A 23,845-nucleotide genomic window follows, 5' to 3' on the forward strand; every position below is an offset into this window, starting at 1 on the left:
ATGTCCCTGACCCTCATCCGTCCTCGGCGCAGCATCCTGGCGGCCGGCGCCGCGTTCGCGCTGCTGAGTCTCGCGGGCTGCTCCAGTTCCAGCAGCACCCCGGCCCCGGCGTCACCCTCCGCGTCCGCGTCCTCCGAGCCCGCGTCCTCCCCTGCTGCGGGCGGCTCGACCGTCACCATCAAGAACTTCGCCTTCAGTCCCGCCAACCTCACCGTCGCGCCCGGCACCACGATCACCGTCACCAACGACGACTCCACCGCGCACACCTTCACCGCCACCGGCGCCAAGGCCTTCGACACTGGACCCATCGACCCCGGCAAGTCCGCGACCGTCACCGCCCCCGCCGCCGCGGGCAGCTACCCGTACAACTGCACCATCCACCCGTTCATGAAGGGCACCCTGACGGTGAAGTGACCCCGACGGTGAAGTGCCGTGACGCGCCCGATACCCCGCGATACGGAGCTGAGACGGCCGCGATACCGGCACCCGGCACGATGGCGGAGACAGCGCAACGGGACCACCGTCCCGCGCTGTCACCGACGGGATCTTGACCGCGGACCCGAATGCCGTACAGGGGTCGGTATTCGGCCGCGGAACAAGCCCATGACCTGCGGAATGCCGAGGTTGGGAAATGATGCGCGCAGCACTGCGGGCCCGGGACAGCAGCTGGACGGTTCCGACGGGCGGGTCAACGAGCAGCCAGAAGCGGTGACCAACCGCCGGTCCGCTGACTGGGCACCAGGGCGAGCCGGACCGGCAGCGCCCGGCCCAGGGCCCGGGCCCGGTCCTGCTCGCCGTCCAGGAGCAGGCTCTGCTCGCGCGCGAACGCGCGCAGCAGGCTGTCGTACCCGTACCGTCCGGGCGCCGTGGAGGTCAGCAGGTGGGCGTCGACCAGCTCTTCGAGCAGCTGTTCGCAGTATCCCGGTCCGGTCTCCAGCACCCGGGCCGCGCCCTCCACGTCCAGCGTCGGCCCGTCCGGCAGGGAGAGCAGCCGGAAGGCGCGGGCGGCCGCCGGGGCGAGGGCGTCGTGGCTGAGCGCGAAGCCGGCCCGGACGTCGAGGCTGCCGACCCGCAGCTCGTCGAAGAGCCGGTACGCGTCGGCCAGCCGGTCGGCGAGATGGCGGATCTCCCAGGACGGCCGGGCGACCAGCCGGGCGGCGCAGATCCGCAGCGCCAGCGGCAGCCGTCCGCAGGCGGCCGCCAGCTCGGCCGCCGCCGCGGGCTCGGCCGCGACCCGAGATGCGCCGAGGGCCCGGCCGAACAGCTCGACCGCCTCGTCGGCACACGGCAGCGCCAGCTCGACGGGCTGCGCGCCGACCAGGTCGACCAGCCGGGTGCGGCTGGTGACCAGCGCGGCGCCGGCCGGGTCGGCGGGCAGCAGCGGACGGACCTGGACGCTGTCCCACGCGTTGTCCAGCACCACCAGCACCCGCCGCTCGGCCAGCACGGACCGGTAGAGCGCGGTACGCGCGTCGAGGCCGGCCGGCAGCGCCTGGAGCGGGACGCCGAGCGCGAGCAGGAAGCTGCCGAGCACGCTGCACGGCAGCGCCGGGACGCCGTCGGCGCCGTGCAGGTCGGCGAAGAGGACGCCGTCGGGGAACCCGGCGCGGACGGCGTGCGCGACGTGCCCGGCGAGCGCGCTCTTGCCCACCCCGGGCTGTCCGGAGAGCACCGCGACGAACGGGGCCGTCCGGCCGCTCGCCGTCAGCCGGGCCGTCAGCTCGGCCAGCTCGGCGGCGCGGCCGGTGAAGTCGGCCAGGTCCGGTGGGAGCTGGAACGGCGTCACCAGCGGCGCCGCGAAGCGATCAGGCTCGGCGGCGGCGGCCGGCGGCTCCTCGACCACCGGCTCGTCAAGGACGGGATCGGCGCACAGGATCCGCTGGTGGACGTCGCGCAGTTCGGAGCCGGGCTCGACGCCGATCTCCTCGGCCAGGATCCGGCGCACCTGCTGGTAGGCGGTCAGCGCCTCCGACTGGCGGCCGTCGCGGTACAGCGCGGTCATCAGCTGCGCCCAGAAGCGCTCGCGCCCCGGGTGCGCGGCCGTCAGCGCGCGCAGCTCCGGCACCACCGACCGGCGGCCCAGCCGCAGCTCGGCCTCCAGCTTCGACTCGACGGTGTGCAGCCGCTGCTCGGCGAGCCGCTCGGCCTCCTCGCGTTGCAGCAGGTCCGAGGGCACGTCCACCAGGGCGGCGCCGCGCCAGAGGCCGAGGGCCTCGTCCAGCCGGGCGCCGGCCTGCTCGAACGCGCCCCGGCGCAGCGCCGCGGCGCCCTGGTCGCGCAGCGCCGCGAAGCGCTGGACGTCCAGCTCGCCGGGCTCGACCCGGATCAGGTAGCCGCCGGCCCGGGTCTCGATCCGCTCCCCGGCCGCGCCCAGCGCCTGGCGCAGCCGCATCACGTAGTTGCGCAGGGCCGCCGCCGCACTGCGCGGCGGTCGGCCGTCCCAGACCACCTCGGCCAGCAGCTCCACCGGCGTCAGCTGCCCTGGCCGCACCAGCAGAGCGGCCAGCAGGACGCGCTGCTTGGCCGCCGGGACGACGCAGGTCCTCCCGGCGTCGTCCCGGACCAGCAGTGGGCCGAGGATGCCGAACTCCATCCGCGCTTCCCTCTCTCCGTCGATCGACCGGACTCCACGACCGGACAACCCGTGACAGGGCCTCCGATCTGCGCTTCTGTTGTATCCCGGGGAACGTTGTCCGGGACGGTTCGAGCGGATCGGTCAATCAACTTCGGACAAAGCGGGGAGTTGCGTGGTCGCTCGACCGCGCAGAGTGACGGCCTCCTAGGCCTCCTAGGGGCGGAAGTAGCCGCAGGCGGTCTGCTCGGCCTTGACCCGGTCGGCCGGGCTCAGCGTCGTCGGCTGCGAGGCGGTCGGCGCGGTGGGCTGGAACAGCCGGGCGTCGATGACGTCGTTCGGCGCCTGCCCGGCCATGCAGGAGACCGCCACCACTGGGATCGGACCCGGGTTGGCCGGGTCGCCGCGCAGCGGGCCGAAGCGCCACTCCGCCGACAGGACGGTCTTGTCGGTGAAGCCGAGCTGGTGCCACTGCGGTGCGGTGTCCGACCCGCCGCCCGTGGACGCGTAGTAGGCGGCGAAGCCCGCGATCCACAGGTGCGGCCCGGTGGCGAGCAGGTCGACCGTGTCGGGATCGCCGTCCTGCCCGGGGTTCACGGCGAGCGAGAGCGTCGTGGGTGTCGGGACGCTGTCGGTGCACGGGGTCGGCGCCATGCTGCTGGGCGGGTTGCCGTGGATGACCGCCGAGGCGACCACCCCGCCGCCGGTCAGCTCCAGCCAGCGCATGTCCGCGTCGCCCTGGAACGCGTCCACCGCGACATCGCCGAGGCAGTAGCCGCTGAAGTACAGCGTGCAGCCGATCGGTACCTCCTGGACCACGGCCGCGTTCAGGTTGGCTCCGGCCCGGACGTTGGTCTTGATCGTGTAGGTGGAGCCGCTGAAGGCGCCGGGGGCCGGGGTGGACACCGGGCAGGGTACGGCGGGGGTGGCGGCCTTGGTGGCCCGGGCCGGGGCCGGGTGCGCCTTGCCGGGCAGCCGTCCGATCACCAGGGCGGAGGCCACCAGGAGGACCACGGCGGCGACCGCGGCCCACGGCGCCCAGCGGCGGCGTCCGGTCCGGGCCGCGGGCTTCTCGTCGTCGTTGCCGACGGGCGACTCGATCCGGAAGACGCCGTTCGCGGACTCCTGGGCTTTCGGCTGGGGGTCGGGCTCGGTGACCGGTGCGGCTACGGGTATCGCCGCGGCCGGCTCGGCCTCGGGTATGGGCTCGGCCTCGGCCTCGGGTGCGTCCGCGGGCTGCTCGCGCTCGCTCGCCAGCAGGCGGTCGAGCTCGCGCCAGCGGCTCTCCCAGAGCGTCACGTCGCCGCCGCACGCGCCGACGTAAGCGAGCGTCACCTCAAGGCTCGGCTGCCGCACACCGCCGGCGGCGTCGCTCAGCGTCGTGGCGCTGAACCCGGCCAGTCCGGCGAGTGCGCGGTAGGTCGGGTTCCCGGCCTCCTCGCGCACGGTCCGGAGGTCGTACGCGAACGCCGGCAACGGACCGTCGGTCGGATCGATCGGCCGTGGTCTGCGGGCCATTGAGCCTCCTGTCTTGCTCACGGGGTGGGTGCACCGCCATTTGTACCGTCCCCGTCCGCGACCGCCGTCGACGCCCTGCTGCTGGGCAGCGCTTCGACGGACGGCCGGCGGCCGATGCCTGACGATGTGTGGTCAATATAGGGGTGCGGGGCACGGTCCGACCTACCCTTGCGGGTGTGACCGTCGTGACGGAGGTGTCCTGATGTCCGCGCTCATCCCGCGCCCGCGGCTGGTGCTCGCGCCCGGCGCGGTGCACGTTCCCGGGTGGCTGTCCCCGGAACGGCAGCGGGAGCTGGTCGCGGCCTGCCGTGCCTGGGCCACCGGGCCGGTGCCGATCCGGCACACCGCCCTGCCGGGCGGCGGGGTGATGTCGGTGCGAACGGTGTGCCTCGGCTGGCACTGGCAGCCCTACCGCTACACCCGGACCGCCGGCGACGTGAACGGCGCCCGAGTGGCCGACTTCCCCGACTGGCTGGCCGAGCTGGGCCGACGCGCCCTGGTGGACGCGTACCTGGACCCGGCGGCCGGCGACGGCTACACCCCCGACACCGCGCTGATCAACTTCTACGACGACCAGGCCCGGATGGGCATGCACCAGGACAAGGACGAGAAGTCCGGCGCGCCGGTCGTCTCACTGAGCATCGGCGACAGCTGCGTGTTCCGCTTCGGCAACACCACGAACCGCAACAAGCCGTACACCGACCTCGAACTCGCCTCGGGCGACCTGTTCGTCTTCGGCGGCCCGTCCCGCTTCGCCTACCACGGCGTCCCGCGGGTCCTCCCGGGAACCGGCGACCCCGACTGCGGCCTGACCTCCGGCCGCCTCAACCTCACGCTGCGGGTCACCGGTCTCTAGTGCCGCGTCAGGCAACCTTTGCCCGGCGAGGAGCGGCGTCCGGTGCGTGCTCTCGGCGTGCCGGGCGGAAGTCCTCGTACTGGACGTACTTGGGCTTTCGTCCGGTGCGGCGAGAGTGCGTGCCGGGCGTCGCGACGGGGCGAAGGTTGCCTGACGCGGCACTAGCGCCGTGCGGGCGCGGGACGGAACAGGGTGGAGCGGGAGGCGAGCACGCCCAGGCCCAGGGCGATGAGATGCCCGGCGTCCGCCAGCCCCTGGTCCAACCCCCAGGTGACGGCCAGCGCCAGCGCGAGCGCGGGCAATCCGTAGCGCCGCGCCGGGCGGGGGCCGAGCGCTAGTAGGCAGCCGGCGGTGGCCACCAGGCCGTAGCTGATGCCGACGTCACGCGCGTGCGACAGCGCGCCCGGGATGCCGGTGGCGAGCATCACCCACATCGAGCCCTCGGTGAGCAGGGTGGCGCCCAGGTGCCCGAAGACGAAGACCGCGCCCGCCCGGGCCGCGCCCCAGCGCCACTCGGCGAGCCCGACCACCGCGGCCACCGCCGCGATGCCGACCCAGGCGGGCACCCCGTCCACCACCAGGCCGCTGGTGAACAGCGTCCACCACTTGCCGACCTCCATGTGGTGCACGTTGCTGCTGTTGTGCCGGATGAAGCTGGCCCGGCCCCGCCGGCTCTGACCGGCCAGCCACCAGGCCACCAGCGTCAGCACCAGGACGTACCCCGTGGTGAGTGGGAGGCGGCGGGGCAGCACTCGCAGCAGCCGCACCAGCCGGTGCACGGGTCCGCGCTCCGGCGCCGGTCGTCCCGGGTCGGGGCGGTCGTCGGTCCTCACCGCGCCGCGGTCCTTCATGCTGTCGCCCGCCGTCGCTTCCGTACTGCCTGCCGTCACGGATTCGAGCGTAGTGACGTGCGGCCCCCGGCCGAACGCTTCGGCGGATCCGCCCAGGTCGGCGGTGGTCACCCTCACCCGTTCGGGGTAGCGGCGGGCTGGACGGGCAGGCTGCCGTCCCGGTGCACGGCGGTGGTCAGCACGCCGAGCCGCCGCAGCCAGGTCTGCTCGGTGGTCGCGTCGCCGATCCGCTTCTTCACGAGTTCGCGTACCACGTCCTGTGCATTCTGCAGCGGCGGCTCGGCGAGCAGCGGGTGGCCCTGGGCCAGCGCGGCGGAGGCGTTGTCGAGGGACTTGAGCAGCGTCTGACGGCGGTCGGCGGGCAGCTGCGCCGGGCCGACCTCGGCGCGCAGCTGCTGGAGGCCGACGGCCGGGCTCTGCTTGTCGGTGCTGTCCACGGCGGACACGGTGGTCGCCGACGTGCCGCTACGTGCTGCGCTCGGCTGCGGGGCGGGCCGGTCCAGCACGAACGCGGTGATCGCGGTGATCGCGACGACCGCGCCCAGCCCGACGGCTCCGTACGCGAGCGGGCGCGAACGGCGCCTGCGCGCGGGGGCGGATGCGGCGGCGGGGGTGGGGGTGGGGGTGGGGGTGAGATCGAGCTGCCGGGTGGGGGCCGCCAGTGCGGCGAGCAGCTCCACTCTGGCGGCGGCCGCGTCGGCGGGCCGATCGTCCGGGTCCTTGGCGAGCAGCCGCCGCACCACCGCGTCCAGCGCGGGCGGGACCTCCGGGCGCCGGTCGGTGACCGGGGCGGGCGGTTCGGAGACGTGCTTGAAGGCGACGGCGACCGCCGTCTCCGCGCTGAACGGCGGCTCCCCGGTCAGCATCTCCACCAGGACGCAGCCCAGCGCGTAGAGGTCGGACCGGCCGTCCAGCGGCTTGGCGGTGGCCTGCTCGGGGGAGAGGTAGGCGGCGGTGCCGAGCACCGTGGCGGTCTGGGTGAGTTGGCTGCCGGAGGAGCCGGCCCGGGCGATGCCGAAGTCGACGACCTTCACGGCGTCGTCGTCGGTGATCATGATGTTGGCGGGTTTGACGTCCCGGTGCACCAGCCCGGCCTCGTGCGCGACGCCCAGCGCCTCGCAGACCGCGGCGGCGATCGCCACCGCCTGTTCGACCGGCAGGCCGGCGGTCCCGGTGGTCAGCCGGCTGAGCGGCTGCCCGTTGATCAGCTCCATGACGATGTACGGCGAGCCCTGGTCGACGCCCGAGTCGAAGACCATCGCGATGCCCGGGTGGGTGAGCATCGCGGCGTGCTGCGCCTCGCGCTGGAACCGTTCGGCGAAGCGCGGGTCGTCGGCCAGTCCGCCGTTCAGTACCTTCACCGCGACCTGGCGCCCGAGCACGTGGTCCAGGCCCCGCCACACGGTGGCCATCCCGCCGACGCCGAGTATCTCGACCAGCTCGTAACGCCCGTTCAGCGCCCGTCCGTGCACCTGTCACCACTCCTCATGTCCGGCCGGGGGGGACGATAGCGGCTGTTCTTGTGGATTCCCTGTGGACCGGGAGCGGCAGCTGGGTAGCGGCATTTCTTATGCAACTAGTTGCAGAGGATCATCCCGGCGGCCTACCGTGGGGTAACCGTCTGCGTCCGCGTCCGAGGAGCCCCTGATGAGCGAGTACCCCCACCTGTTGAGCCCGCTCGACCTGGGCTTCACCACGCTTCCCAACCGGGTGCTGATGGGCTCGATGCACGTCGGCCTGGAGGAGGCCCCGCAGGGCTTCGAGCGGATGGCGGAGTTCTACGCCGCCCGGGCGCGCGGCGGGGTGGGCCTCATCGTCACCGGCGGGATCGCCCCCAACGAGCAGGGCAAGCCGTGGTCCGGCGGCGCCAAGCTGACCACCGAGGAGGAGGTCGCGCAGCACGCGACCGTCACCGCCGCCGTGCACCGCGAGGGCGGCCGGATCGCGATGCAGATCCTGCACTTCGGCCGCTACGCCTACCACCCCGAGCTGGTGGCGCCCAGCGCGATCCAGGCCCCGATCAGCCCGTTCGTCCCGCACGAGCTGACCGAGGAGGAGATCGAGCAGACCATCGAGGACTTCGCGCGGACCGCGCAGCTCGCCCGGCAGGCCGGCTACGACGGCGTGGAGATCATGGGCTCCGAGGGCTACCTGATCAACGAGTTCATCGCCGCCCCCACCAACCGGCGCGAGGACCGCTGGGGCGGCGAGTACCGCAACCGGATCCGCTTCCCCGTCGAGATCGTCCGCCGGGTGCGCGAGCGGGTCGGCGCGGACTTCATCCTGATCTACCGCCTCTCCATGCTCGACCTGATCCCCGGCGGCTCCACCCTGGAGGAGGTGGTCACGCTGGCCCGGGAGATCGAGGCCGCCGGCGCCACCATCATCAACACCGGCATCGGCTGGCACGAGGCGCGGATCCCGACCATCGCGACCTCGGTCCCGCGCGGCGCCTGGGCCTGGGTCACCAAGAAGGTGATGGGCGCGGTCGGCATCCCGCTGGTGACCAGCAACCGGATCAACACCCCCGAACTGGCCGAGCAGTTGCTCGCCGACGGCTGCGCGGACCTGGTCTCGCTGGCCCGTCCGCTGCTGGCCGACCCCGACTTCGTCGCCAAGTCCGCGGACGGTCGGTCCGCCGGCATCAACACCTGCATCGGCTGCAACCAGGCCTGCCTGGACCACACCTTCAGCGGCCAGATCACCTCCTGCCTGGTCAACCCGCGGGCCTGCCACGAGACCGAACTCCTCCTGACGCCGACCCGGCGCCGCAAGCGCGTCGCGGTGGTCGGTGCGGGCCCCGCCGGACTCGCCTTCGCGGTCACGGCCGCCGAACGCGGCCACAGCGTCACGCTCTTCGACGCCGCCGAGGAGATCGGCGGGCAGCTGAACGTCGCCCGCAGGGTCCCCGGCAAGGAGGAGTTCGACGAGACGCTGCGCTACTACCGCTACCAGCTGGAGCAGTACGGCGTGGACGTCCGGCTCGGCACCGCCGTCACCGCCTCGCTGCTGACCAGCTCGGAATTCGAGGAGATCGTGCTCGCCACCGGTGTCACCCCGCGGGCTCCCGGCATCGAGGGCGAGGACCACCCCAGCGTGGTCAGCTACCTCGACGTGCTGCGCGACAAGGCCGAGGTCGGCCCGCGGGTCGCCATCCTGGGCGCGGGCGGCATCGGCTTCGACGTCGCGGAGTTCCTCACCGACCCGGGCGACGCGGCCAGCCTCAACCCGCCGGTCTTCTACCAGCAGTGGGGCATCGACCCCGAGCACAGCACCCCCGGCGGCCTGCGCAAGCCCGAGCGCAGCCCGTCGCCGCGTGCCGTCCACCTGTTGCAGCGCAAGGCCAGCAAGGTCGGCGCCGGCCTGGGCAAGACCACCGGCTGGATCCACCGCACCGAGCTCAAGCACCGCGGCGTCACCATGGTCGCGGGCGCCACCTACCACCGCATCGACGACGAGGGCCTGCACCTGAGCGTGGACGGCGAGCGGCAGGTGCTGGCCGTCGACACCGTCGTCCTGTGCACGGGCCAGGAGCCCCGGCGCGACCTGTACGAGGCGCTGCTGGCCGCCGGACGCACGCCGCACCTGATCGGCGGCGCCGACGTGGCCGCCGAACTGGACGCCAAGCGGGCCATCCGGCAGGGCACCGAACTGGCGGCTGCTCTCTGAGCTTCGGCTGTTCAGGTTCCGGGGGCGGCCTAGGATCCTTCTCATGTCGCTCCCGCACGCCATCCTCACCGCCCTGCTCGAACGACCCTCCTCGGGGCTGGAACTGACGCGGCGGTTCGACAAGTCGATCGGCTTCTTCTGGTCCGCCACCCACCAGCAGATCTACCGCGAGCTGGCGAAGTTGGAGCAGGGCGGGCTGATCCGGGCGGTTCCCGGACCGCCCGCCCGGGGCCAGAAGAAGGAGTACGAGGTGCTGCCGGCCGGCCGCGAGGAGCTGGCCGGCTGGGTCGCCGAGCGCCAGGACCCCAAGCCGGTGCGCGACGCGCTGCTGCTGCGCCTGCGGGCGGCCGCGGTGGTCGGCACGGCCGGGCTCGACGCCGAGCTGGAGCGCCATCTGGAGCTGCACCGGCGACAGTTGGCCGACTACGCGGCGATCGAGGAGCGTGACTTCCCGGCCGGGAAGGCGGACGGCGAGAACCGCCTGCACCACCTGGTGCTGCGCGCCGGGATCGGCCTGGAGGCCACCTGGATCGACTGGCTCACCGAGGCCCGCGCCGAACTGGCCGCTGATCCGCTTTAGGTTTTTTTGGGGTCGACACCCGTCCGCGGCTGCCTCGGTGTCCGGAACCCCGATGCGACCCCGGACGGGTTGCCGCCTCGGTACCCCTCGATCGTCGTGCAGCAGGGAAATCCAAGTCAATCCTCCGGTTTCCTACCAGCAACCCAAGACATACCTTGGGTGCTGCCTCGGGTGCTGCTCTAGTTTGGTGCCATGACTCTCGACGATCTTCGTGTCTTCGTCGCCGCCTGCGAGAGCGGCAACCTGAGCGCCGTGGCCCGCGACCTCTCGCGCACCCAGTCGGCCGTCAGCCAGCACGTCAAACGACTCGAAGCCGAACTCGGGCTGACTCTGCTGGAGCGGCAGCCGCGCGGCGTCGCCCCCACCCAGGCCGGCCGCATCCTGCACCAGGCCGCCGCGCAGGGCATCGGCCACCTCGACCACGCGCTGCGCCAACTCCGCGACCTGAAGCAGGGCGACACCGGCACCGTCCGGATCGCCACCGGCGCGATCACCGTGCGCCATTTCATGGCGGACGCCGTCGTCGGATTCCGGCGTCAACACCCCAACGTCACACTGGAGTTCCGCACCGAGAACTCCAGCCGCCGGTGCTTCGAGGCGCTCGCCGCCAACGCCGCCGACCTCGCCTGGGTCACCATCGGAGCCCCCGCGCGCGGCATCGAGCAACGGCCCGTGATGGAACTGCCCTGGGTCCTCGCCGTCCGCGCGGACGACCCGCTGGCGGCCAGGACCAGCATCGAGGCGGCGGACCTGGCGCAGATCCAGCTCATCCAGCTCCCCGCGAACTCGATCTCCCGTGCTCGCCTCGACGAACAACTCGCCCGTGATGCCATCGAGTTGGCCTCCACCACGAGCGTCGCCGACTGGGACACCGCGATCCTGCTGGCCGAACTGGGCCTCGGCCACGCCGTGGTCCCGGCCCTGCCCGGCTGGTCCACTGCCGTCCCCGGCCCGCTGCGCCTGATCCCGATCCCGATGCTGGCCCCGCTGGCCGCCGGCTGGGCCGTCCGCCAGTGGGACGCCCTCAGCCCGCTGACCCGGGAGTTCGCCGACACCGTGGCCGACAGTCTGCGCTGCTCGTCCTGAGGTCAGACGGGCGGCATCAGATCGCTCTCGCTGATGGTGCACGTCAGCAGGGGGTAGGCGAAGTCCGTTTCGTTGTTCTCACGGCGCCGCAGTTGGTAGAACTCGCGCCTCTGCTCATCGTCGGCCGACGTGAGGCGCGCACCCTGCGGGAGGTAGGCATGTCCGTCGCGAAACCGAACGAAGGTTTTCGACGTTCGAAAGGTCACGCCCAACCACTGGTTGTCCGTCGTCCGGACGGGCGGGTCCAGGACGATTTTGTGCCTGAGTCGCCGATTCGAGTCGACAGAAAACGCCACGATACTGTTGTGGGCGAGGGGGATCTCGAACCTCTCGCCACCGGTCCCCTTTGACTCGAAGATCAGCTTCCTCGGCGGACTCGCTTCGGGATGCTGGTAGCAGGAGAAGACGGCGATGAACGACTCGTCGGCCAGATCGAGGGCTTGGTCGGAATGGCTGCCCATGGTCGTGTAAGCGTTCGTGTAACTCTCGATGAGAGCGTTGTTGAAGTCGACCGAAGGTGCCAAACGTTCCTGGATCTGTTGCGCCAGCCGTTCGTGCACCGCCCCGAAACGCTGCGTCGGGCTGCTGTACCGGGTGGTGGTACGCACGAGGGGAGCGTCACCCGCCTCGTCGATCCTGGTGAGCACGGCGCCTCGCCGGCCTTTTCCCACGTCTTCCAGACGAGCCGACGCGGACAGCTCCGCGAAGAGATTCTCCTCGGTCGGCAGAGTGAACGAGAGGATCTCATCCGAGATCCTGGAGCCGAGGGGCAACGTAGTCTCCCGTGTTCATGCTGAAGAGGAATTCGTCGCCGTAGTCAATGAAGGACGAGGTCCTGTTCTCCTCGGCGTACAGCCTGCGCAGCTCGTCCATGCCGTCCGGTGTGGGTGGCCCCAGCTTCACCAGATCTCCGGCCATTTTGAGGAATGTGTGACCGTCCTTGTGAACGGCTTCGGTGCTCGAACAGCGCACCACGTATCCCAGGCGGGTCGGGAGCAACTCGGCGTCCAACGTCGAGGGTCGGATCTCGTGCGAATACAGGCGGTTGGTGGACAGCGGCATGAAGAACACGGAGCCGGGGTAGAGGGTCACGGTGAACTGCGGGGGGAGCGCGAGTCCGTCGGTTTCCCCGGTCCGCTCCTTGAGGCGGAAGTGGAGTTTGGTCAGCCCGCTGGCACCCTTCCCGCCGGCACTCTTCACACCGTAGTCGAAGGCGTCTTCGGCCAGGGGCTGCAGCTTGTCGAGCCCGTCATAGAAGGTGCAGAAGGCCATGATGCCGTTGGCGGGCATGTCCTTGGTCTTGTCGGCATGGGCCGAGATCTTGGCCTTGGACTGCTTGCGCTCGGCCGTGGCAAGGGTGTTGTGGTAGATCTGCGCGAGGACGTGATTCAGCGGTGCCTGGTTCCGGAAGACGCCGGCGGCCTCGCGGTTCAACGCGTCGACGATGCCCGTGTCGGTCGGGCCAAAGCTCTCGGTCGGCCCCGAGAGATTCGTGGAGCACCGAAGCAGGCGGAAGTGCAGTTCGTCACCGTTTTGTGTGACGGGCGTCAGATAGATCCCGCTGCGATGAGCCGTTCCAGGCTTGGTGGACTCCGTCAGGGACTGGAACTCGTGCTCCGCACGGATCTGCCCGAAGTGATCGGCGCCGAGACCGAAAAAGCGGCGGTAGTACACGCCGGCGCCGTGTACGCGGATGGGAACTCGGCCGATGTCGATGAGGGTCCAAGGCTTGTCGACGCCCTCATGGTAACCGTGTGACAGCTCCCGGACAACGAAGACCCGGGCAGCCGCATGCAGGTGGCTGCCGCTGATCCCGGACACATCGCCACACAGGTAGACGGTCTTCTGCGCGAGGTCGGGAGAACCGGAAGCCAGCTCCTCCGGCGTGATCGTGGAGCCGAAGAAGTCCCTGATCAGGTCATTGTCCTGCACCATCGAAGGCGCAACCAAGATGTTGCCCGCATCCTCGATGAAGGATTCTGCCAGCTCTGGTGTGTGCATCAAACGGTACCTGCCGTTCGCAGATCATGGTGGATTTCTCAGGCTGTGGACATGGCAACGGCCCGCACCCTTTCATTCGCGTTGCGAGGCGTGAACGAAAGGAGGCGGACCAATTGAACCCTGATGCTCTCACGGGGCTCGACAGCGGGCAACGGGTTCTGGCTGACCGCAGTTGCCGCCGGCTAGGACCAGCCCTCCACCGGCCCGACCCACAGCTGGGTGATGCCGGTGACGTACCGCGCGCCGCAGGCGTCGGCGGGTACCACCAGCTGCGGTCCGCTCTCGTCCAGCGGCGCGCCGTCGATGCTGGTCGCGAGCAGCACCTGCTGCCCGCCGAACTCCGGGTCGATCTCGGCCCAGGACAGCACCACGCAGTGGCCGTCCGCCCCGGTGATCCTGAGCAGGTAGCGCAGGCGCTGCTTGCGCCCGCTGAAGTCGATCTGCGGCCGGGCCGCCCGCAGCACGTCCCAGAGCTTCGGCCCCTCGAAGCCGTGCCGCTGCTCACCGCTCGTCAGGCAGTCGAAGCTCACCTCCACCCGATGCGCGGGGAGATCGCGGAGCTGGTCCACCGTCAGTTCGGTCGGCTCGTCCAGGTGGCCGTGCAGCAGCAGGGTGGCGGCGGATCGGGGCATCGGCGTTCCTTTCCCGGGCCGCGCTGTGTGGCCCGGGAAGGTGGTACCCGAGTGGCACGCGCGACACTCGCACGTGCCGCGTGAAATCCAAATTTCACTGGCAGATGCGATGATTCTCTGCCTTCACCCTCGCATCTGCGGCTCGACTCCGGCGTGCTCCGTTGCTGCACCAAGGGCGCGTGGTGCCGGACCACCGGGTGCAACCTGGGTGATTGTCGGCTCGGCTAGTTCGCCGCCGGGCCGAAGCGGTGGCGGTAGGCGGTGGGGGTGATGCCGGTTTCGCGGCGGAGGAGGGTGCGGAGGTTGGTGGGGGTGCCGAGGCCGCTTTGGCGGGCTACCAGGGTGAGGCTGGGTTCGCCGCGTTCGATCAGGCGGCGGGCCAGGGTGAGACGTTGGGCGGTGAGCCAGGTCAGGGGGGTGGTGTCGAGCTGGGCGCGGAAGCGGCGGTGGAGGGTGGCCGGGCTGACGGCTGCGCGGGAGGCGAGGTCGGCCACGGTGAGGGGTTGGTCGAGGTGTTCCTGGGCCCAGGCCAGGACGGGGGCGAGGGACTCGTCGGGGAGGTCGGGCATCGGGCGTTCCACGAACTGGCGTTGTCCGCCGTCCCGGTGGGCGGCGAAGACCAGGCGCCGGCTGACCGTGTTGGCGATCTCCGCGCCGTGGTCGCGGCGGACCAGGTGGAGGCCGAGATCGAGGGCGGCCGCGCTGCCCGCTGCGGTGAGGATGTCGCCGTCGTCCACGAACAGCACGTCGGATTCGAGTCGGACGGCGGGGAAGCGGGCCCGGAAGGCGTCCGCCCACTGCCAGTGCGCGGTGGCCCGGCGCCCGTCGAGGACGCCCGCCTCGGCCAGTGTGAAGGCGCCGCTGCAGAAGCCGACCAGGCGCGCGCCGCGTGCGTGCGCCCGCCGGACGGCGTCGAGGACGGCCGGGCGGCGGGGTACGTCGACGTCCGGGCGGTTGGGGACGATCAGGGTGTCGGCGGTGTCGGCCGCCTCCAGCTCGGCGACTCCGGTGAGGGTGAAGAAGCCGTCGCGCATCAGGGTGCGGGGCTCGGGGGAGCAGAGCCGGAAGTCGTAGAGGTCGCGGCCGATCTCGGGTCGGCGCAGGCCGAAGACCTCGGTGGCGCAGCCGAGTTCGAAGGGGTTGGAGTTCTCGTCCACGATCACGACGACCCGGTGCACCTGCGAGGCTACCTGCGAGGCGACGTGCGATGATTCTTTCGGCATGTGCAATTCCTAGCACTCACGCCGGCCGGACGAGACGGCGGAGGATGGGCGCATGAGCAGCGAACCGATCCTCCTGAGCAGCGCACTGGCCTCCTTCGACGCCCTGTGGAGCCCCCGCATCGTCACGCGCGTCAACGACTACGACGTCCGGATCGCCAAGGTCGAGGGCGAACACCTCTGGCACGCCCACGATGACACCGACGAGTTCTTCCTGGTCCTGGAGGGGGAGTTGCACATCTCCCTGCGGGAGCCCGCCGGCGAGCGCACGGTCCGGCTGCCGCGGGGGGCGGTGTTCACCGTCCCCCGCGGGACCGAGCACCGGCCGTACGCGCCGTCCGGCGCCGCCATCCTGATGTTCGAGCCCACCGGGACGCCGACCGTCGGTGATCGTCACGAGGAGATCCCGGGGCACGTGGACGCGACGATCGGGCACGCGCTCGGCGCCTGAGCGAGCGGCCCTCACTGCTGCCAAGTGCTGCCGGTGGCAAGGGTGGTCAGCTGGTCGAGTGTCAACGCCAGTGGGTCGCCTGCTGGTTGGTGGCCCTTGGGGTCGTTCCATTCGGTGACGGTCACTCGCGTGCCGTCCGGGTGGAGGGTGTCGACCATCAGGTGGAGGGTGCTGCCGGCTCCGCTCGTGCGGGCGAGCACCTCGGTGCCGTTCGGGGTGCGGGTCAGCGGTCCACCGTTGGCGCTGTCCTCGAAGACGGTGTGGGGGGCGACGTTGCCGCCCTGGTCCCAGTTCGGGTAGACGGTGACCTGCAGCACGCTGGTGTGTCCGCCCAGGGTGACCGTGAAGTGGGCCGTGTCGGGCGACGTCTGCCCGTCGGTGCTGGTGCTGTGCTGGGCGCCGGTCGGGAGCAGGGCGGCGGCGGTGGCGATGACCTCGGCGGGTGGCGCGACGTGCGTGCCGGGGGAGGGTGCCCCGCTGGCCGGGGCGGCGAACTGCTCGAAGACGGGGTCCCAGGCGCTGCTGGTCTCGATGGCGGTCACCTGCTCGATGCTCAGCGGCGGCTCCGGCCGGGTGGTCGGGGGAGCGGCGGTGACCGAGTTGTACTCGTCGATCCGTATCTGCCGGCCGTCGGTGCCGGTCCAGGTCACGTTCCAGGTCAGTGGGCCACCGGGACGAAGCGCGAGCTTGTTGACGAGCAGGATCGAGCCGTCCGGTCGGACGGTCCGCACGCAGTTGGCGTCGGGGCTGGTGAACGGGTCCGGGCACTCGGTGTCCTGGGCGCCCCGGGCGACCGGTGCGGGGACCCGGTTGGTGGAGAGGTTGATCATGCCGGCGCCGTGGCCGTCGTCGAACTTGAGCGTGGCCCGCGGTCCGGCGCCGGGCGGGTCCACCTGGCCGATGCCGGCTCCCTGGTCCTCGGTGACCCGGCCGGGTGGCAGCAGGGACTTGAACGTGCGGTCCATGAACGCCCCGGTGATCTGGCTGGAGCGGCCGTCGCTGGTCGCCAACGAGCTTCCACTGGGCTGTAGTTGGGTGACAGCCAGACCGGCGAGCAGCACTCCGGCGGCGCTCGCGGCCACCGCGGTGCGCCGTCGGACGGTGCGGCGGCGACTGCGCGACTGCGCGCCGTCGACCAGCGTGTCCATGGGTATTTCGGGCGCCAACTCGGCTGCTTCGCGCAGTGCTTGAGAGAAGTTGTCGTCAAAGGGCATGATAGGGCTCCCGTCGCACGTCAGTGGTGGTCGAGTTCGTCGAGTTCGGTGCCGAGCGCGGCCCGTAGGCGTTCCAGGGCCCGGGCACTGCGCGAGCGGACCCCGCTCGGGCTCAGGTGCAGCGCGGTGGCCACCTCCTCGGCGCTGCGGTCCTCCCAGAACCGCAGCACGAGCACCGCCCGGTCCTGCGGGGGCAGTTCGCCGAGCGCGCGCAGCAGGGTCAGCCGCAGCGCGGGGTCGGGGTCGCGGACGGCCACCTCGGCGAAGGTGTCGGTGACGTGCTCGGAGCTGCTGCGCCGGCGCCGGTGCGTCAGGAAGGTGTTGACCAGGACGGTCTGTGCGTATCCGGACGGGTTCTCCAGGCGGGATATCCGCCGCCACTTCCCGAAGATCCGGCTGAGGGCCTCCTGGGCGAGGTCCTCGGCGAGATACGCGTCGCCACCTGTCAGCAGGTACGCCGTCCTGACCAGGTGACGCCCCCGCGTCGCAGCGAACTCCCGGAAGTCCAGGGGCTGCGAGAGCCCTGGACTCTTCGTTGTGCGATCCATGGCTATCTAACGCGATGGGCCGACCCTAGCGTCCCGGCGTGCCCTGGAGCAGCTCGTGGACGAGGGCGACCAGCTCCTCCGGTTCGGCGGCCGCGAGTTCCTCGAAGGCGCCGCCGTTGCGGGCCAGCACCACGCCGACGAAGGCGGCGACCGCCACCTCGGCGCGCAGCTGCGGGCGGTCAAGACCCTCGCGGGTGAAGTGCTCGCGCAGCGGGGTGACCAGTCGGTCGTGCAGCTGGGCCCGGGCGGCGTCCTGGACCACGGGGTCGTCGTGGGGGAGGGCGGCGGCGCGGAAGACCGGGCCGGGGCCGCGTCGGGCGAGCCGGTCCAGCAGCTCGCGCAGGCGTCCGGGGGCGAGCAGGTCGGCGGGGGCGGCGTCGCCCTGCTCGGCGCGCATCACGGCGATGTAGAGCTGCGTCTTGCCGCCGTAGTAGCGGGCGATCAGGGCAGGGTCCACCCCGGCGCGCTCGCCGATCTCGCGGGTGGTGGTGCGGTCGTAGCCGCGCTCGCCGAAGAGCTCGGCGGCCGCGTCCAGCAGCAGCTCGCGGCTGCGGCCGGCGTCGCGCCGGCGGACCGGGCCCTTGCCCTCGGTGCTCAACGGGTGCCCAGGTCGGCCGCGCGTGCGCCGTCCTCGCCCGTCGCGGCGTCGGCGATGCTCTCCTCCATCAGCAGCTCCTCCTCCAGGTCCGGGCCGCCGGCCAGGACACGCGTCGTGCCCGCCGCGCCGGCCGCACGGCGCAGCAGGACGATCGTAACCGCGCCGGTGACCACCCACACCGCGCAGCCCAGCAGGGCGGCGCTCTGGTAGCCGGAGCCGGTCGGCAGCAGGCGCCCGGCCGGGGTGTGCGCCTGCAGCACCGCCGCGCTGAGCGCGCTGCCGGTGGAGTAACCGACGTAGCGCAGCACCTGGTTGAAGCTGATCGCGCTGCCGGTCTCGTGCGCCGGCACGGAGCTGACGATCAGCCCGGGCATCACGGCGAACGTGCAGCCGACGCCGAGTCCGGCGATCGCCATGGTGGCGAACAGCTCCCACAGGCTGTCCCGGGCGAACGCGAAGGCCAGCATGGAGAGCAGTGAGATGGCGCAGCCCACCGGCAGCACCAGGGCGGAGGAGGTCCGCCGGGCCAGCACCGGCACCAGCTTGCTGGCCAGCACGCTGGCCACCGAGAACGGCAGCAGTACCAGCCCGGTGACGACGATGGACGCGCCGAAGCCGTAGCCGGCCACGGCCGGGGTCTGCACGAAGCGGGTCACCAGCGACATCAGCAGGTACATCGCGATGCCCGCGATCAGGCCGGTCACGTCGGCCGTCAGCACCACCCGGTGGCGGGCCAGCCGCAGGTCCACCAGGGGATGCGAGGTTCGCAGCTCGTGCAGCACCCACCAGATCGCGAGGGCGATCGCGCCGGCGGCCAGCCCGAGCAGCCGCTGCGAGCTCCAGCCCCACACGTCGCCCTCGCTGAGGACGAGCAGTAGTCCGGCTATCGCCGCGCCGAGCAGTACTGCGCCGAGCACGTCCAGCGGGTGCCGGGCGCGGCCCGCCGTGCTGGGCAGCACCAGGACGGCGGCCAGCAGGGCGAGCGCGCTGATGGCGGAGCCGAACCAGAAGCCGGCGTGCACGCCGAAGGACTGCGCGATCAGCCCGGTGAGCGGGTAGCCGAGGCCGACGCCGGCCACCGTGGTGATCGACAGCAGTGCGACGGCGGGGCGGGCGCGCTCCTCGCTGAGCGCGTCGCGGGCGGTGGCGATGGCCAGCGGTGTCAGTCCGAGCCCGACGCCCTGGAGTCCGCGGCCGATCACCAGGAAGCCGAAGCCGAGCGGCAGCGCGGCCAGCACGCTGCCGGCCAGTACGGCGGCGGCGGCGCCGATGATCACCTGCCGCCGGTGCGGGCCGTCGCCCAGGCGTCCCATGGTGGGGGTGGCGACGGCGCCGACCAGCAGGGTGATGGTCAGCGACCACTGGGCGTCGGAGAGCGAGACGTGGTCGACGGCGGCGATGGTCGGGACCAGCGGTGCGCCCAGGCTGCTGATCACGGCGACCACCGTGCCGAGGAAGACCAGGACCGGGACCAGGGCTCGGCCCCGCCACGTCGGTTGCTGCGCTCCGATGTCCACGGGTGCCGCCTCTCCGGCCGTCTCGGGGCGGCCCGCTATGTCATCGCTTGATGTCTTCAGATGATGACATAGCCCGGGATCGGCTGTCAGTTATTCCTGGGTTCGGTCAGCCACAGCAGCAGGCCGAGGACGGGCAGCGCGGCGCCGAAGGCCGCCACGGCGACCCAGCCGCCGTAGTGGTAGGCGAACGAGCCGGCCTGCGATCCGATCGCGCCACCGACGAAGAAGATCGCCATGAAGGCGCTGTTGAGTCGCGCGCGGGCCTGCGGATCCAGCTGGTAGATCACCTGCTGACCGAGGATCAGGGTGGTCTGCGCGGCCACGTCCAGCAGGATCGCGGCCAGGCCGAGGGCCACCAGGCTGGTGCGGCCGAACCCCGCCAGCGCGAACGCCAGCGCCGCGAGGACGAACGCGGCCGCCGTCATCGGCCGGGCCAGACCCCGGTCGGCCCAGCGCCCCGCGAGCGGCGCCACCGCCGCACCCCCGGCGCCGGCCAGCGCGAACAGCCCGACGCCCAGCTGGCTGAAGTGGAACGGCGCACTGGTCAGGACGTACGAGATCGTGGTCCAGAAGGCGCTGAACGCCCCGAACATGGCGGCCTGGTACAGCGCCCGGCGGCGCAGTGCGGGGTGGATCCGCACCAGGCGCGCCGTCGAGCGCAGCAGTTGCGGGTAGCCCAGCCGGGCGGTGGGCGGACGGCGCGGCAGTGCCGAGCGGAGCACCAGGGTCAGCATCGCCATCAGGGCGGCGGAGGTCAGGTAGACCGAGCGCCAGCCGGCCGCCTCGGCGAGCAGGCTGCCCAGGGTGCGGGAGAGCAGGATGCCGGTGAGCAGGCCGGTCATCACCCGGCCGACGACGCGTCCGCGGGTGTGGTCGGGCGCCAGGTCGGCGGCGAACGGCACGAGGATCTGCGCCACCACCAGCGTCGCCCCGCCGGTCAGCAGGGCGCCGAGCAGCACGCCGAAGCTGGGGGCCAGGCCGGCCACGACCAGCGCGGAGGTGGCCAGCGTCAGCAGGATCGTGATCAGCCGGCGGTTCTCGATCCGGTCGCCGAGCGGGACGAGCAGCAGCAGACCGGTGGCGTAGCCGATCTGGGTGGCGGTGATCAGCCCGCCGGCGGTGACGGCGTCCACCTGGAAGGCGCGCTGGAGTGTGCTGAGCAGCGGCTGCGCGTAGTAGAGGTTGGCGACGGTGAGCCCGCAGGCGACGGCGAGCAGCAGAACCAGCCACGACGGGGGTCCGGCGGGATCGGGTTGCGCGCGTGCGGCTGTCTGATGCGGTGGCGCGTCGAGGTCGCGGGGTGCGGGCATGGGAACCTCACGGAAGGGAAGGAACCGGTTTAACTGGTTCCCGGACCGTACCAGCTAAACCGGTTCCGGCGTTACGCTGTCCGGCATGACCGCAACCACTGAGAATCCCCGCTTCCGGCAGGGCGCGGGGCGGTTGTGCCTCGACTACCTCCGTACCCTGCGCCGTCGCGGGATGCCCGACGCCACCGAGGAGTTGACCGACCCGGCGGCGCTGGCCGCCTGGGTGCGGCAGTGCGGTCCGTGCGGTTCGGCCGCCGGCGCCGCCGATGCCGGGCAGCTCGCCGAGGCCCGGCGGCTGCGCGAGGCGGTGCACACGCTGGTCCTGGCCGGCCGCAGCCCGCAGGGCCCCGGCTCCTGCCCGGCCCCGGACCGCGAGCTGGTCAACCGCTGGGCCGCGCTGCCGGTGCCGACCCCCGGCCTCGACCCCGCCGGCCGCCTGCACTGGCACGCGGACGACCCTGTCGCCGCCACCCTCGCCCTGCTGGCCCGCGACAGCCTCGACCTGGTCTCCTCCGCCGCCATCGGCCGCGTCCGCGACTGCGCCTGCCCGGAGTGCTCGGCCCTGTTCAGCGACACCTCCCGCCCGGGCAACCGCCGCTGGTGCTCGATGGACGAGTGCGGCAACCGCGCCAAGAAGAAGGCCCTGCGCAGCCGGGCCGCGGCGAGCTGAGGAGCACGCAGGTCAGATCCGCGAGAAGTCGGCCGGCTCGACTTCTCCTGCGCCGATGTCTCCTCGGTCAGAAGGCGGGGATCTCCTCCGGGACGAGTCCCGCCTGGCGCAGCAGGCCGTAGAGGTCCGTCTCGCCCCAGAACTCGACGATCCGGCCGTCCTGGAGACGGTAGGACTTGACGCCCGTCATGGTGAGGTCGCGGCCGGTGCGGTCGTGGGTGTAGGTGAGGGTGAAAGCCACGGTGACGCGGTCGCCGGCCTCGAAGAGGTCGTCCACCCGGAGGCGGCAGTGGGACAGCCCCGGCGTCAGGACGGACCCCTCGGGGTACTGCCGGCCCCGGAGGTGCTGACCGGCGCCGTGGATCAGGACATCCTCGGCTACGAGCTCCTGGAACTCGGCCACCTCACGCGTCTCGAACACCCGGAGGTAGCGGCGGACGACGTCGGCGTTGCGCCCGGTGGCGGGGACTACTGATGCTGACATGTGATCAGGTTATCCGCGACGGCCGGTCAGCTGGCTGCGGCCGCCCGGCGTGAGCGGATGGCGCTGCGCAGGGCGTGCGGGACCGGGCCGGTCTGCTCGGTGAGGAGGGCCAGGCGCTCGCGGTGTTCGCGGCGCTGCTGGCGGGTCAGGACGGTGCGCAGCTGGGCGGCGTCGGCCAGCGCGACCAGGGCGGCGTCCGCCGGGTCGATCCGGGAGACCGGGCCGCGCAGGGCCGACGAGACGGTTGCGGCCAGTGCCTTGCGCACCCGCGGGTTCCGTTCGGTGATCCGCGCGCTGCGGAAGAGGCCCAGGATGCGGTACTCCTCGACGCGGATCCAGCCCGCCGCCGCCAGGTCGTCGCGAACGGAACGCACCGGGTGGCCCGGACGGCCGCGGAGCCGGATCCACCAGGCCCAGGGGTGCGGCCTGGTCTCGGCGATCCGGCGCAGCAGGTCGGCGAGGAGGGGGTTCAGTCCGTGCGGCGCCCGGCCGGTGGCGCTCGGCCTGCCGTCCACGTCCTGCACCAGGCCGCGCCGCAGCAGGTCGGCCAGGGCCGCCGCGCGGAGCAGCAGGTCGAGGTCGGCGCGGGCGACCGGGCGCCCGGTCTCGGGGTTGTACGCGAGCAGGTACAGCTTGCCCGGCAGGGTGTCGGGGAGGTCCACGGCTAGCTCCTCACGTGTCGGAGGGGGAGGGTGGGTCGTCCTTCGGGGGCCGGCCCCGCCGGGGGAGGCCGCCGGCCCCGCCCGGCATCCGGCCTCCGTCGGTGAGCGCCCGGCGCAGCAGGAACTCGATCTGCGCGTTGGTGCTGCGCAGCTCGTCCGCGGCCCAGCGGGCGAGGGCGTCGTGGACGGCGGGGTCCAGGCGGAGCAGGATCTTCTTTCGCTCGGTGGCCACCGGGCAGTCTCTCCTACTGGTAGAGGGAACCGGTGTTGACCACGGGCTGGGTGCCGCGGTCGCCGCAGAGGACGACCAGCAGGTTGCTGACCATCGCCGCCTTGCGCTCCTCGTCGAGTTCGACGACGTTCTGCTCGGCCAGCCGCTCCAGGGCGAGTTCGACCATGCCGACCGCGCCCTCCACGATCAGCCGGCGGGCGGCGACCACGGCGCCGGCCTGCTGGCGCTGGAGCATCACCTGTGCGACCTCGGGCGCGTAGGCGAGCCGGGTGATCCGCGACTCGACCACCCGCACGCCGGCCGAGGCGACCCGGGCGCCGATCTCGGCGGAGAGCGTCCGGGTGATCTCCTCGGCGCTGTCCCGCAGCGACATCTGCCCCTCGGCGTGGGCGTCGTACGGGTAGCTGTTGGCGATGTGCCGCACCGCGGTCTCGGTCTGGATGGCGACGAACTCGACGAAGTCGTCCACCTCGAAGAGGGCCTTCGCGGTGTCCTCGACCTGCCAGACGACCACCGCGGCCATCTGGATCGGGTTGCCGTCGGCGTCGTTGACCTTGGCCGTCTCGGTCTCGTGGTTGCGGATCCGGGTGGAGATCCGGCGGCGGGTGGTGAAGGGGTTCAGCCAGGTCAGGCCGTCGGTGCGGATCGTGCCGCGGTAGCGGCCGAGCAGCTGGACGACGCGGGCCTGGCCGGGCGCGATGGCGGTGAGGCCGCAGGCCATGACCAGGCCGAACAGGAGGACCAGCGGGCCGGTGACGGCCAGCGCGATGCCGGCGCCGCCCCCGCCGGCGATCCCGAGGACGGTTATCGCCGGGCCGCCCAGCACGCAGAGCAGGACGAGGGCGAGCATGGGCATCCCCGGCGCACCGGTGATGATCCGCTCGGTGACCTTGGGTGCGGGCATCTCGACGGCGAAGCCGTCACCGGCCGGGGTGGTGCTGTGCTGAGTGGCCATCGGGCCGACTCCTCTCGCAGGGAGATCCGGAGATCACAGGAGATCGCCTATCGGCAATCTAGCATAGTGATATCACTTTTTGACTGCCTCGAAACCTGGAGGGGAGAAGGCGACGGTGGCGGGGGGGGGGGCGGGCCCCCCCCCCCCCCCCCCCGGGGGGGGGCCCCGGGGGCGCGACGGGCGCGCCCCGGGGGGGGGGGCGCGCGGGGTGGGGGGGGT

General features: G+C 72.1%; 24 protein-coding genes. 7 read left to right on the forward strand and 17 right to left on the reverse strand.

Going from position 1 to position 23,845, the window contains the following annotated elements; all coding sequences use genetic code 11:
• Positions 1 to 414, forward strand: coding sequence for a cupredoxin domain-containing protein (locus tag P3T37_RS24895; protein WP_280726058.1), 414 nt, complete (start codon positions 1 to 3; stop codon positions 412 to 414).
• Positions 415 to 688: 274 nt separating this feature from the next.
• On the opposite strand, the gene P3T37_RS24900 is transcribed toward P3T37_RS24895, so the two are convergent.
• Both P3T37_RS24900 and P3T37_RS24905 read right to left on the reverse strand, forming a co-directional pair.
• Complete coding sequence (locus P3T37_RS24900; RefSeq protein ID WP_280726059.1) at positions 689 to 2,593, reverse strand: AfsR/SARP family transcriptional regulator; 1,905 nt, start codon at positions 2,591 to 2,593, stop codon at positions 689 to 691.
• A gap of 195 nt (positions 2,594 to 2,788) precedes the next feature.
• A complete protein-coding gene (locus tag P3T37_RS24905) occupies positions 2,789 to 4,090 on the reverse strand; it encodes a helix-turn-helix transcriptional regulator (protein WP_280726060.1) in 1,302 nt (433 codons plus the stop codon).
• A 202-nt stretch (positions 4,091 to 4,292) separates the two neighbouring features.
• Between P3T37_RS24905 and P3T37_RS24910 the strand changes: the two genes are divergently transcribed.
• The gene (locus P3T37_RS24910; RefSeq protein WP_280726061.1) at positions 4,293 to 4,946 is read left to right on the forward strand and encodes an alpha-ketoglutarate-dependent dioxygenase AlkB; all 654 of its coding nucleotides are present in this window, start codon (positions 4,293 to 4,295) and stop codon (positions 4,944 to 4,946) included.
• Positions 4,947 to 5,107: 161 nt separating this feature from the next.
• Here the strand turns inward: P3T37_RS24910 and P3T37_RS24915 are convergent, their stop codons facing one another.
• Positions 5,108 to 5,836, reverse strand: a complete 729-nt coding sequence (locus P3T37_RS24915) for a rhomboid-like protein (RefSeq protein WP_280726062.1) — start codon at positions 5,834 to 5,836, stop codon at positions 5,108 to 5,110.
• 74 nt (positions 5,837 to 5,910) lie between these two features.
• Entirely contained in the window at positions 5,911 to 7,269 is a 1,359-nt protein-coding gene (locus P3T37_RS24920; protein ID WP_280726063.1) for a protein kinase, read from the reverse strand.
• A gap of 175 nt (positions 7,270 to 7,444) precedes the next feature.
• Between P3T37_RS24920 and P3T37_RS24925 the strand changes: the two genes are divergently transcribed.
• The 3 genes from P3T37_RS24925 to P3T37_RS24935 all read left to right on the forward strand — a co-directional run bounded on the left by P3T37_RS24925 (position 7,445) and on the right by P3T37_RS24935 (position 11,132).
• Entirely contained in the window at positions 7,445 to 9,466 is a 2,022-nt protein-coding gene (locus P3T37_RS24925) for an NADPH-dependent 2,4-dienoyl-CoA reductase (protein WP_280726064.1), read from the forward strand.
• A 43-nt stretch (positions 9,467 to 9,509) separates the two neighbouring features.
• Positions 9,510 to 10,046 (forward strand): PadR family transcriptional regulator, encoded by a 537-nt coding sequence (locus tag P3T37_RS24930; RefSeq protein WP_280726065.1) that lies wholly within the window; start codon positions 9,510 to 9,512, stop codon positions 10,044 to 10,046.
• Positions 10,047 to 10,238: 192 nt separating this feature from the next.
• Complete coding sequence (locus P3T37_RS24935) at positions 10,239 to 11,132, forward strand: LysR family transcriptional regulator (protein ID WP_280726066.1); 894 nt, start codon at positions 10,239 to 10,241, stop codon at positions 11,130 to 11,132.
• Between the two features lie 2 nt (positions 11,133 to 11,134).
• Here the strand turns inward: P3T37_RS24935 and P3T37_RS24940 are convergent, their stop codons facing one another.
• The 4 genes from P3T37_RS24940 to P3T37_RS24955 all read right to left on the reverse strand — a co-directional run bounded on the left by P3T37_RS24940 (position 11,135) and on the right by P3T37_RS24955 (position 14,988).
• Positions 11,135 to 11,905 (reverse strand): hypothetical protein, encoded by a 771-nt coding sequence (locus P3T37_RS24940; RefSeq protein WP_280726067.1) that lies wholly within the window; start codon positions 11,903 to 11,905, stop codon positions 11,135 to 11,137.
• Positions 11,877 to 13,133, reverse strand: coding sequence for a hypothetical protein (locus P3T37_RS24945; RefSeq protein WP_280726068.1), 1,257 nt, complete (start codon positions 13,131 to 13,133; stop codon positions 11,877 to 11,879). Before P3T37_RS24945 ends, P3T37_RS24940 begins: the two co-directional genes overlap by 29 nt.
• A gap of 182 nt (positions 13,134 to 13,315) precedes the next feature.
• Complete coding sequence (locus P3T37_RS24950; RefSeq protein WP_280726069.1) at positions 13,316 to 13,765, reverse strand: molybdopterin-dependent oxidoreductase; 450 nt, start codon at positions 13,763 to 13,765, stop codon at positions 13,316 to 13,318.
• Positions 13,766 to 13,989: 224 nt separating this feature from the next.
• Positions 13,990 to 14,988: a helix-turn-helix domain-containing protein gene (locus tag P3T37_RS24955; RefSeq protein WP_280726070.1), complete on the reverse strand. Its 999-nt coding sequence runs from the start codon at positions 14,986 to 14,988 to the stop codon at positions 13,990 to 13,992.
• 52 nt (positions 14,989 to 15,040) lie between these two features.
• On the opposite strand from P3T37_RS24955, the gene P3T37_RS24960 reads away from it, so the two are divergent.
• A complete protein-coding gene (locus P3T37_RS24960) occupies positions 15,041 to 15,436 on the forward strand; it encodes a cupin domain-containing protein (RefSeq protein ID WP_280726071.1) in 396 nt (131 codons plus the stop codon).
• An 11-nt stretch (positions 15,437 to 15,447) separates the two neighbouring features.
• Here P3T37_RS24960 and P3T37_RS24965 read toward each other — a convergent pair whose 3' ends face one another.
• The 5 genes from P3T37_RS24965 to P3T37_RS24985 all read right to left on the reverse strand — a co-directional run bounded on the left by P3T37_RS24965 (position 15,448) and on the right by P3T37_RS24985 (position 20,623).
• Positions 15,448 to 16,650: a hypothetical protein gene (locus P3T37_RS24965; RefSeq protein WP_280726072.1), complete on the reverse strand. Its 1,203-nt coding sequence runs from the start codon at positions 16,648 to 16,650 to the stop codon at positions 15,448 to 15,450.
• Positions 16,651 to 16,670: 20 nt separating this feature from the next.
• Positions 16,671 to 17,198, reverse strand: a complete 528-nt coding sequence (locus tag P3T37_RS24970; RefSeq protein ID WP_280726073.1) for a SigE family RNA polymerase sigma factor — start codon at positions 17,196 to 17,198, stop codon at positions 16,671 to 16,673.
• Between the two features lie 25 nt (positions 17,199 to 17,223).
• Positions 17,224 to 17,796, reverse strand: a complete 573-nt coding sequence (locus P3T37_RS24975; RefSeq protein ID WP_280726074.1) for a helix-turn-helix domain-containing protein — start codon at positions 17,794 to 17,796, stop codon at positions 17,224 to 17,226.
• Positions 17,793 to 19,313, reverse strand: coding sequence for an MFS transporter (locus tag P3T37_RS24980; RefSeq protein ID WP_280726076.1), 1,521 nt, complete (start codon positions 19,311 to 19,313; stop codon positions 17,793 to 17,795). The genes P3T37_RS24975 and P3T37_RS24980 overlap by 4 nt, the downstream gene beginning before the upstream one ends.
• 86 nt (positions 19,314 to 19,399) lie before the next feature.
• Positions 19,400 to 20,623, reverse strand: a complete 1,224-nt coding sequence (locus tag P3T37_RS24985; protein ID WP_280726077.1) for an MFS transporter — start codon at positions 20,621 to 20,623, stop codon at positions 19,400 to 19,402.
• Between the two features lie 85 nt (positions 20,624 to 20,708).
• Between P3T37_RS24985 and P3T37_RS24990 the strand changes: the two genes are divergently transcribed.
• On the forward strand, positions 20,709 to 21,293 hold the full coding sequence (locus P3T37_RS24990) for an ABATE domain-containing protein (RefSeq protein ID WP_280726078.1): 585 nt from the start codon (positions 20,709 to 20,711) through the stop codon (positions 21,291 to 21,293).
• A 67-nt stretch (positions 21,294 to 21,360) separates the two neighbouring features.
• On the opposite strand, the gene P3T37_RS24995 is transcribed toward P3T37_RS24990, so the two are convergent.
• From P3T37_RS24995 to P3T37_RS25010, 4 genes are read right to left on the reverse strand one after another with little or no spacing between them, the layout of a single operon-like run.
• Positions 21,361 to 21,777, reverse strand: a complete 417-nt coding sequence (locus P3T37_RS24995; RefSeq protein ID WP_280726079.1) for a nuclear transport factor 2 family protein — start codon at positions 21,775 to 21,777, stop codon at positions 21,361 to 21,363.
• Positions 21,778 to 21,803: 26 nt separating this feature from the next.
• Complete coding sequence (locus tag P3T37_RS25000) at positions 21,804 to 22,439, reverse strand: GPP34 family phosphoprotein (protein WP_280726080.1); 636 nt, start codon at positions 22,437 to 22,439, stop codon at positions 21,804 to 21,806.
• Between the two features lie 10 nt (positions 22,440 to 22,449).
• Complete coding sequence (locus P3T37_RS25005; RefSeq protein WP_280726081.1) at positions 22,450 to 22,671, reverse strand: hypothetical protein; 222 nt, start codon at positions 22,669 to 22,671, stop codon at positions 22,450 to 22,452.
• Between the two features lie 13 nt (positions 22,672 to 22,684).
• Positions 22,685 to 23,575 carry an SPFH domain-containing protein gene (locus P3T37_RS25010; RefSeq protein ID WP_280726088.1) on the reverse strand — a complete coding sequence of 297 codons (891 nt, stop codon included), beginning with the start codon at positions 23,573 to 23,575 and terminating at the stop codon, positions 22,685 to 22,687.
• Positions 23,576 to 23,845 lie beyond the last annotated feature (270 nt).

It is taken from the genome of Kitasatospora sp. MAA4 (assembly GCF_029893355.1).
Lineage (GTDB): Bacteria > Actinomycetota > Actinomycetes > Streptomycetales > Streptomycetaceae > Kitasatospora.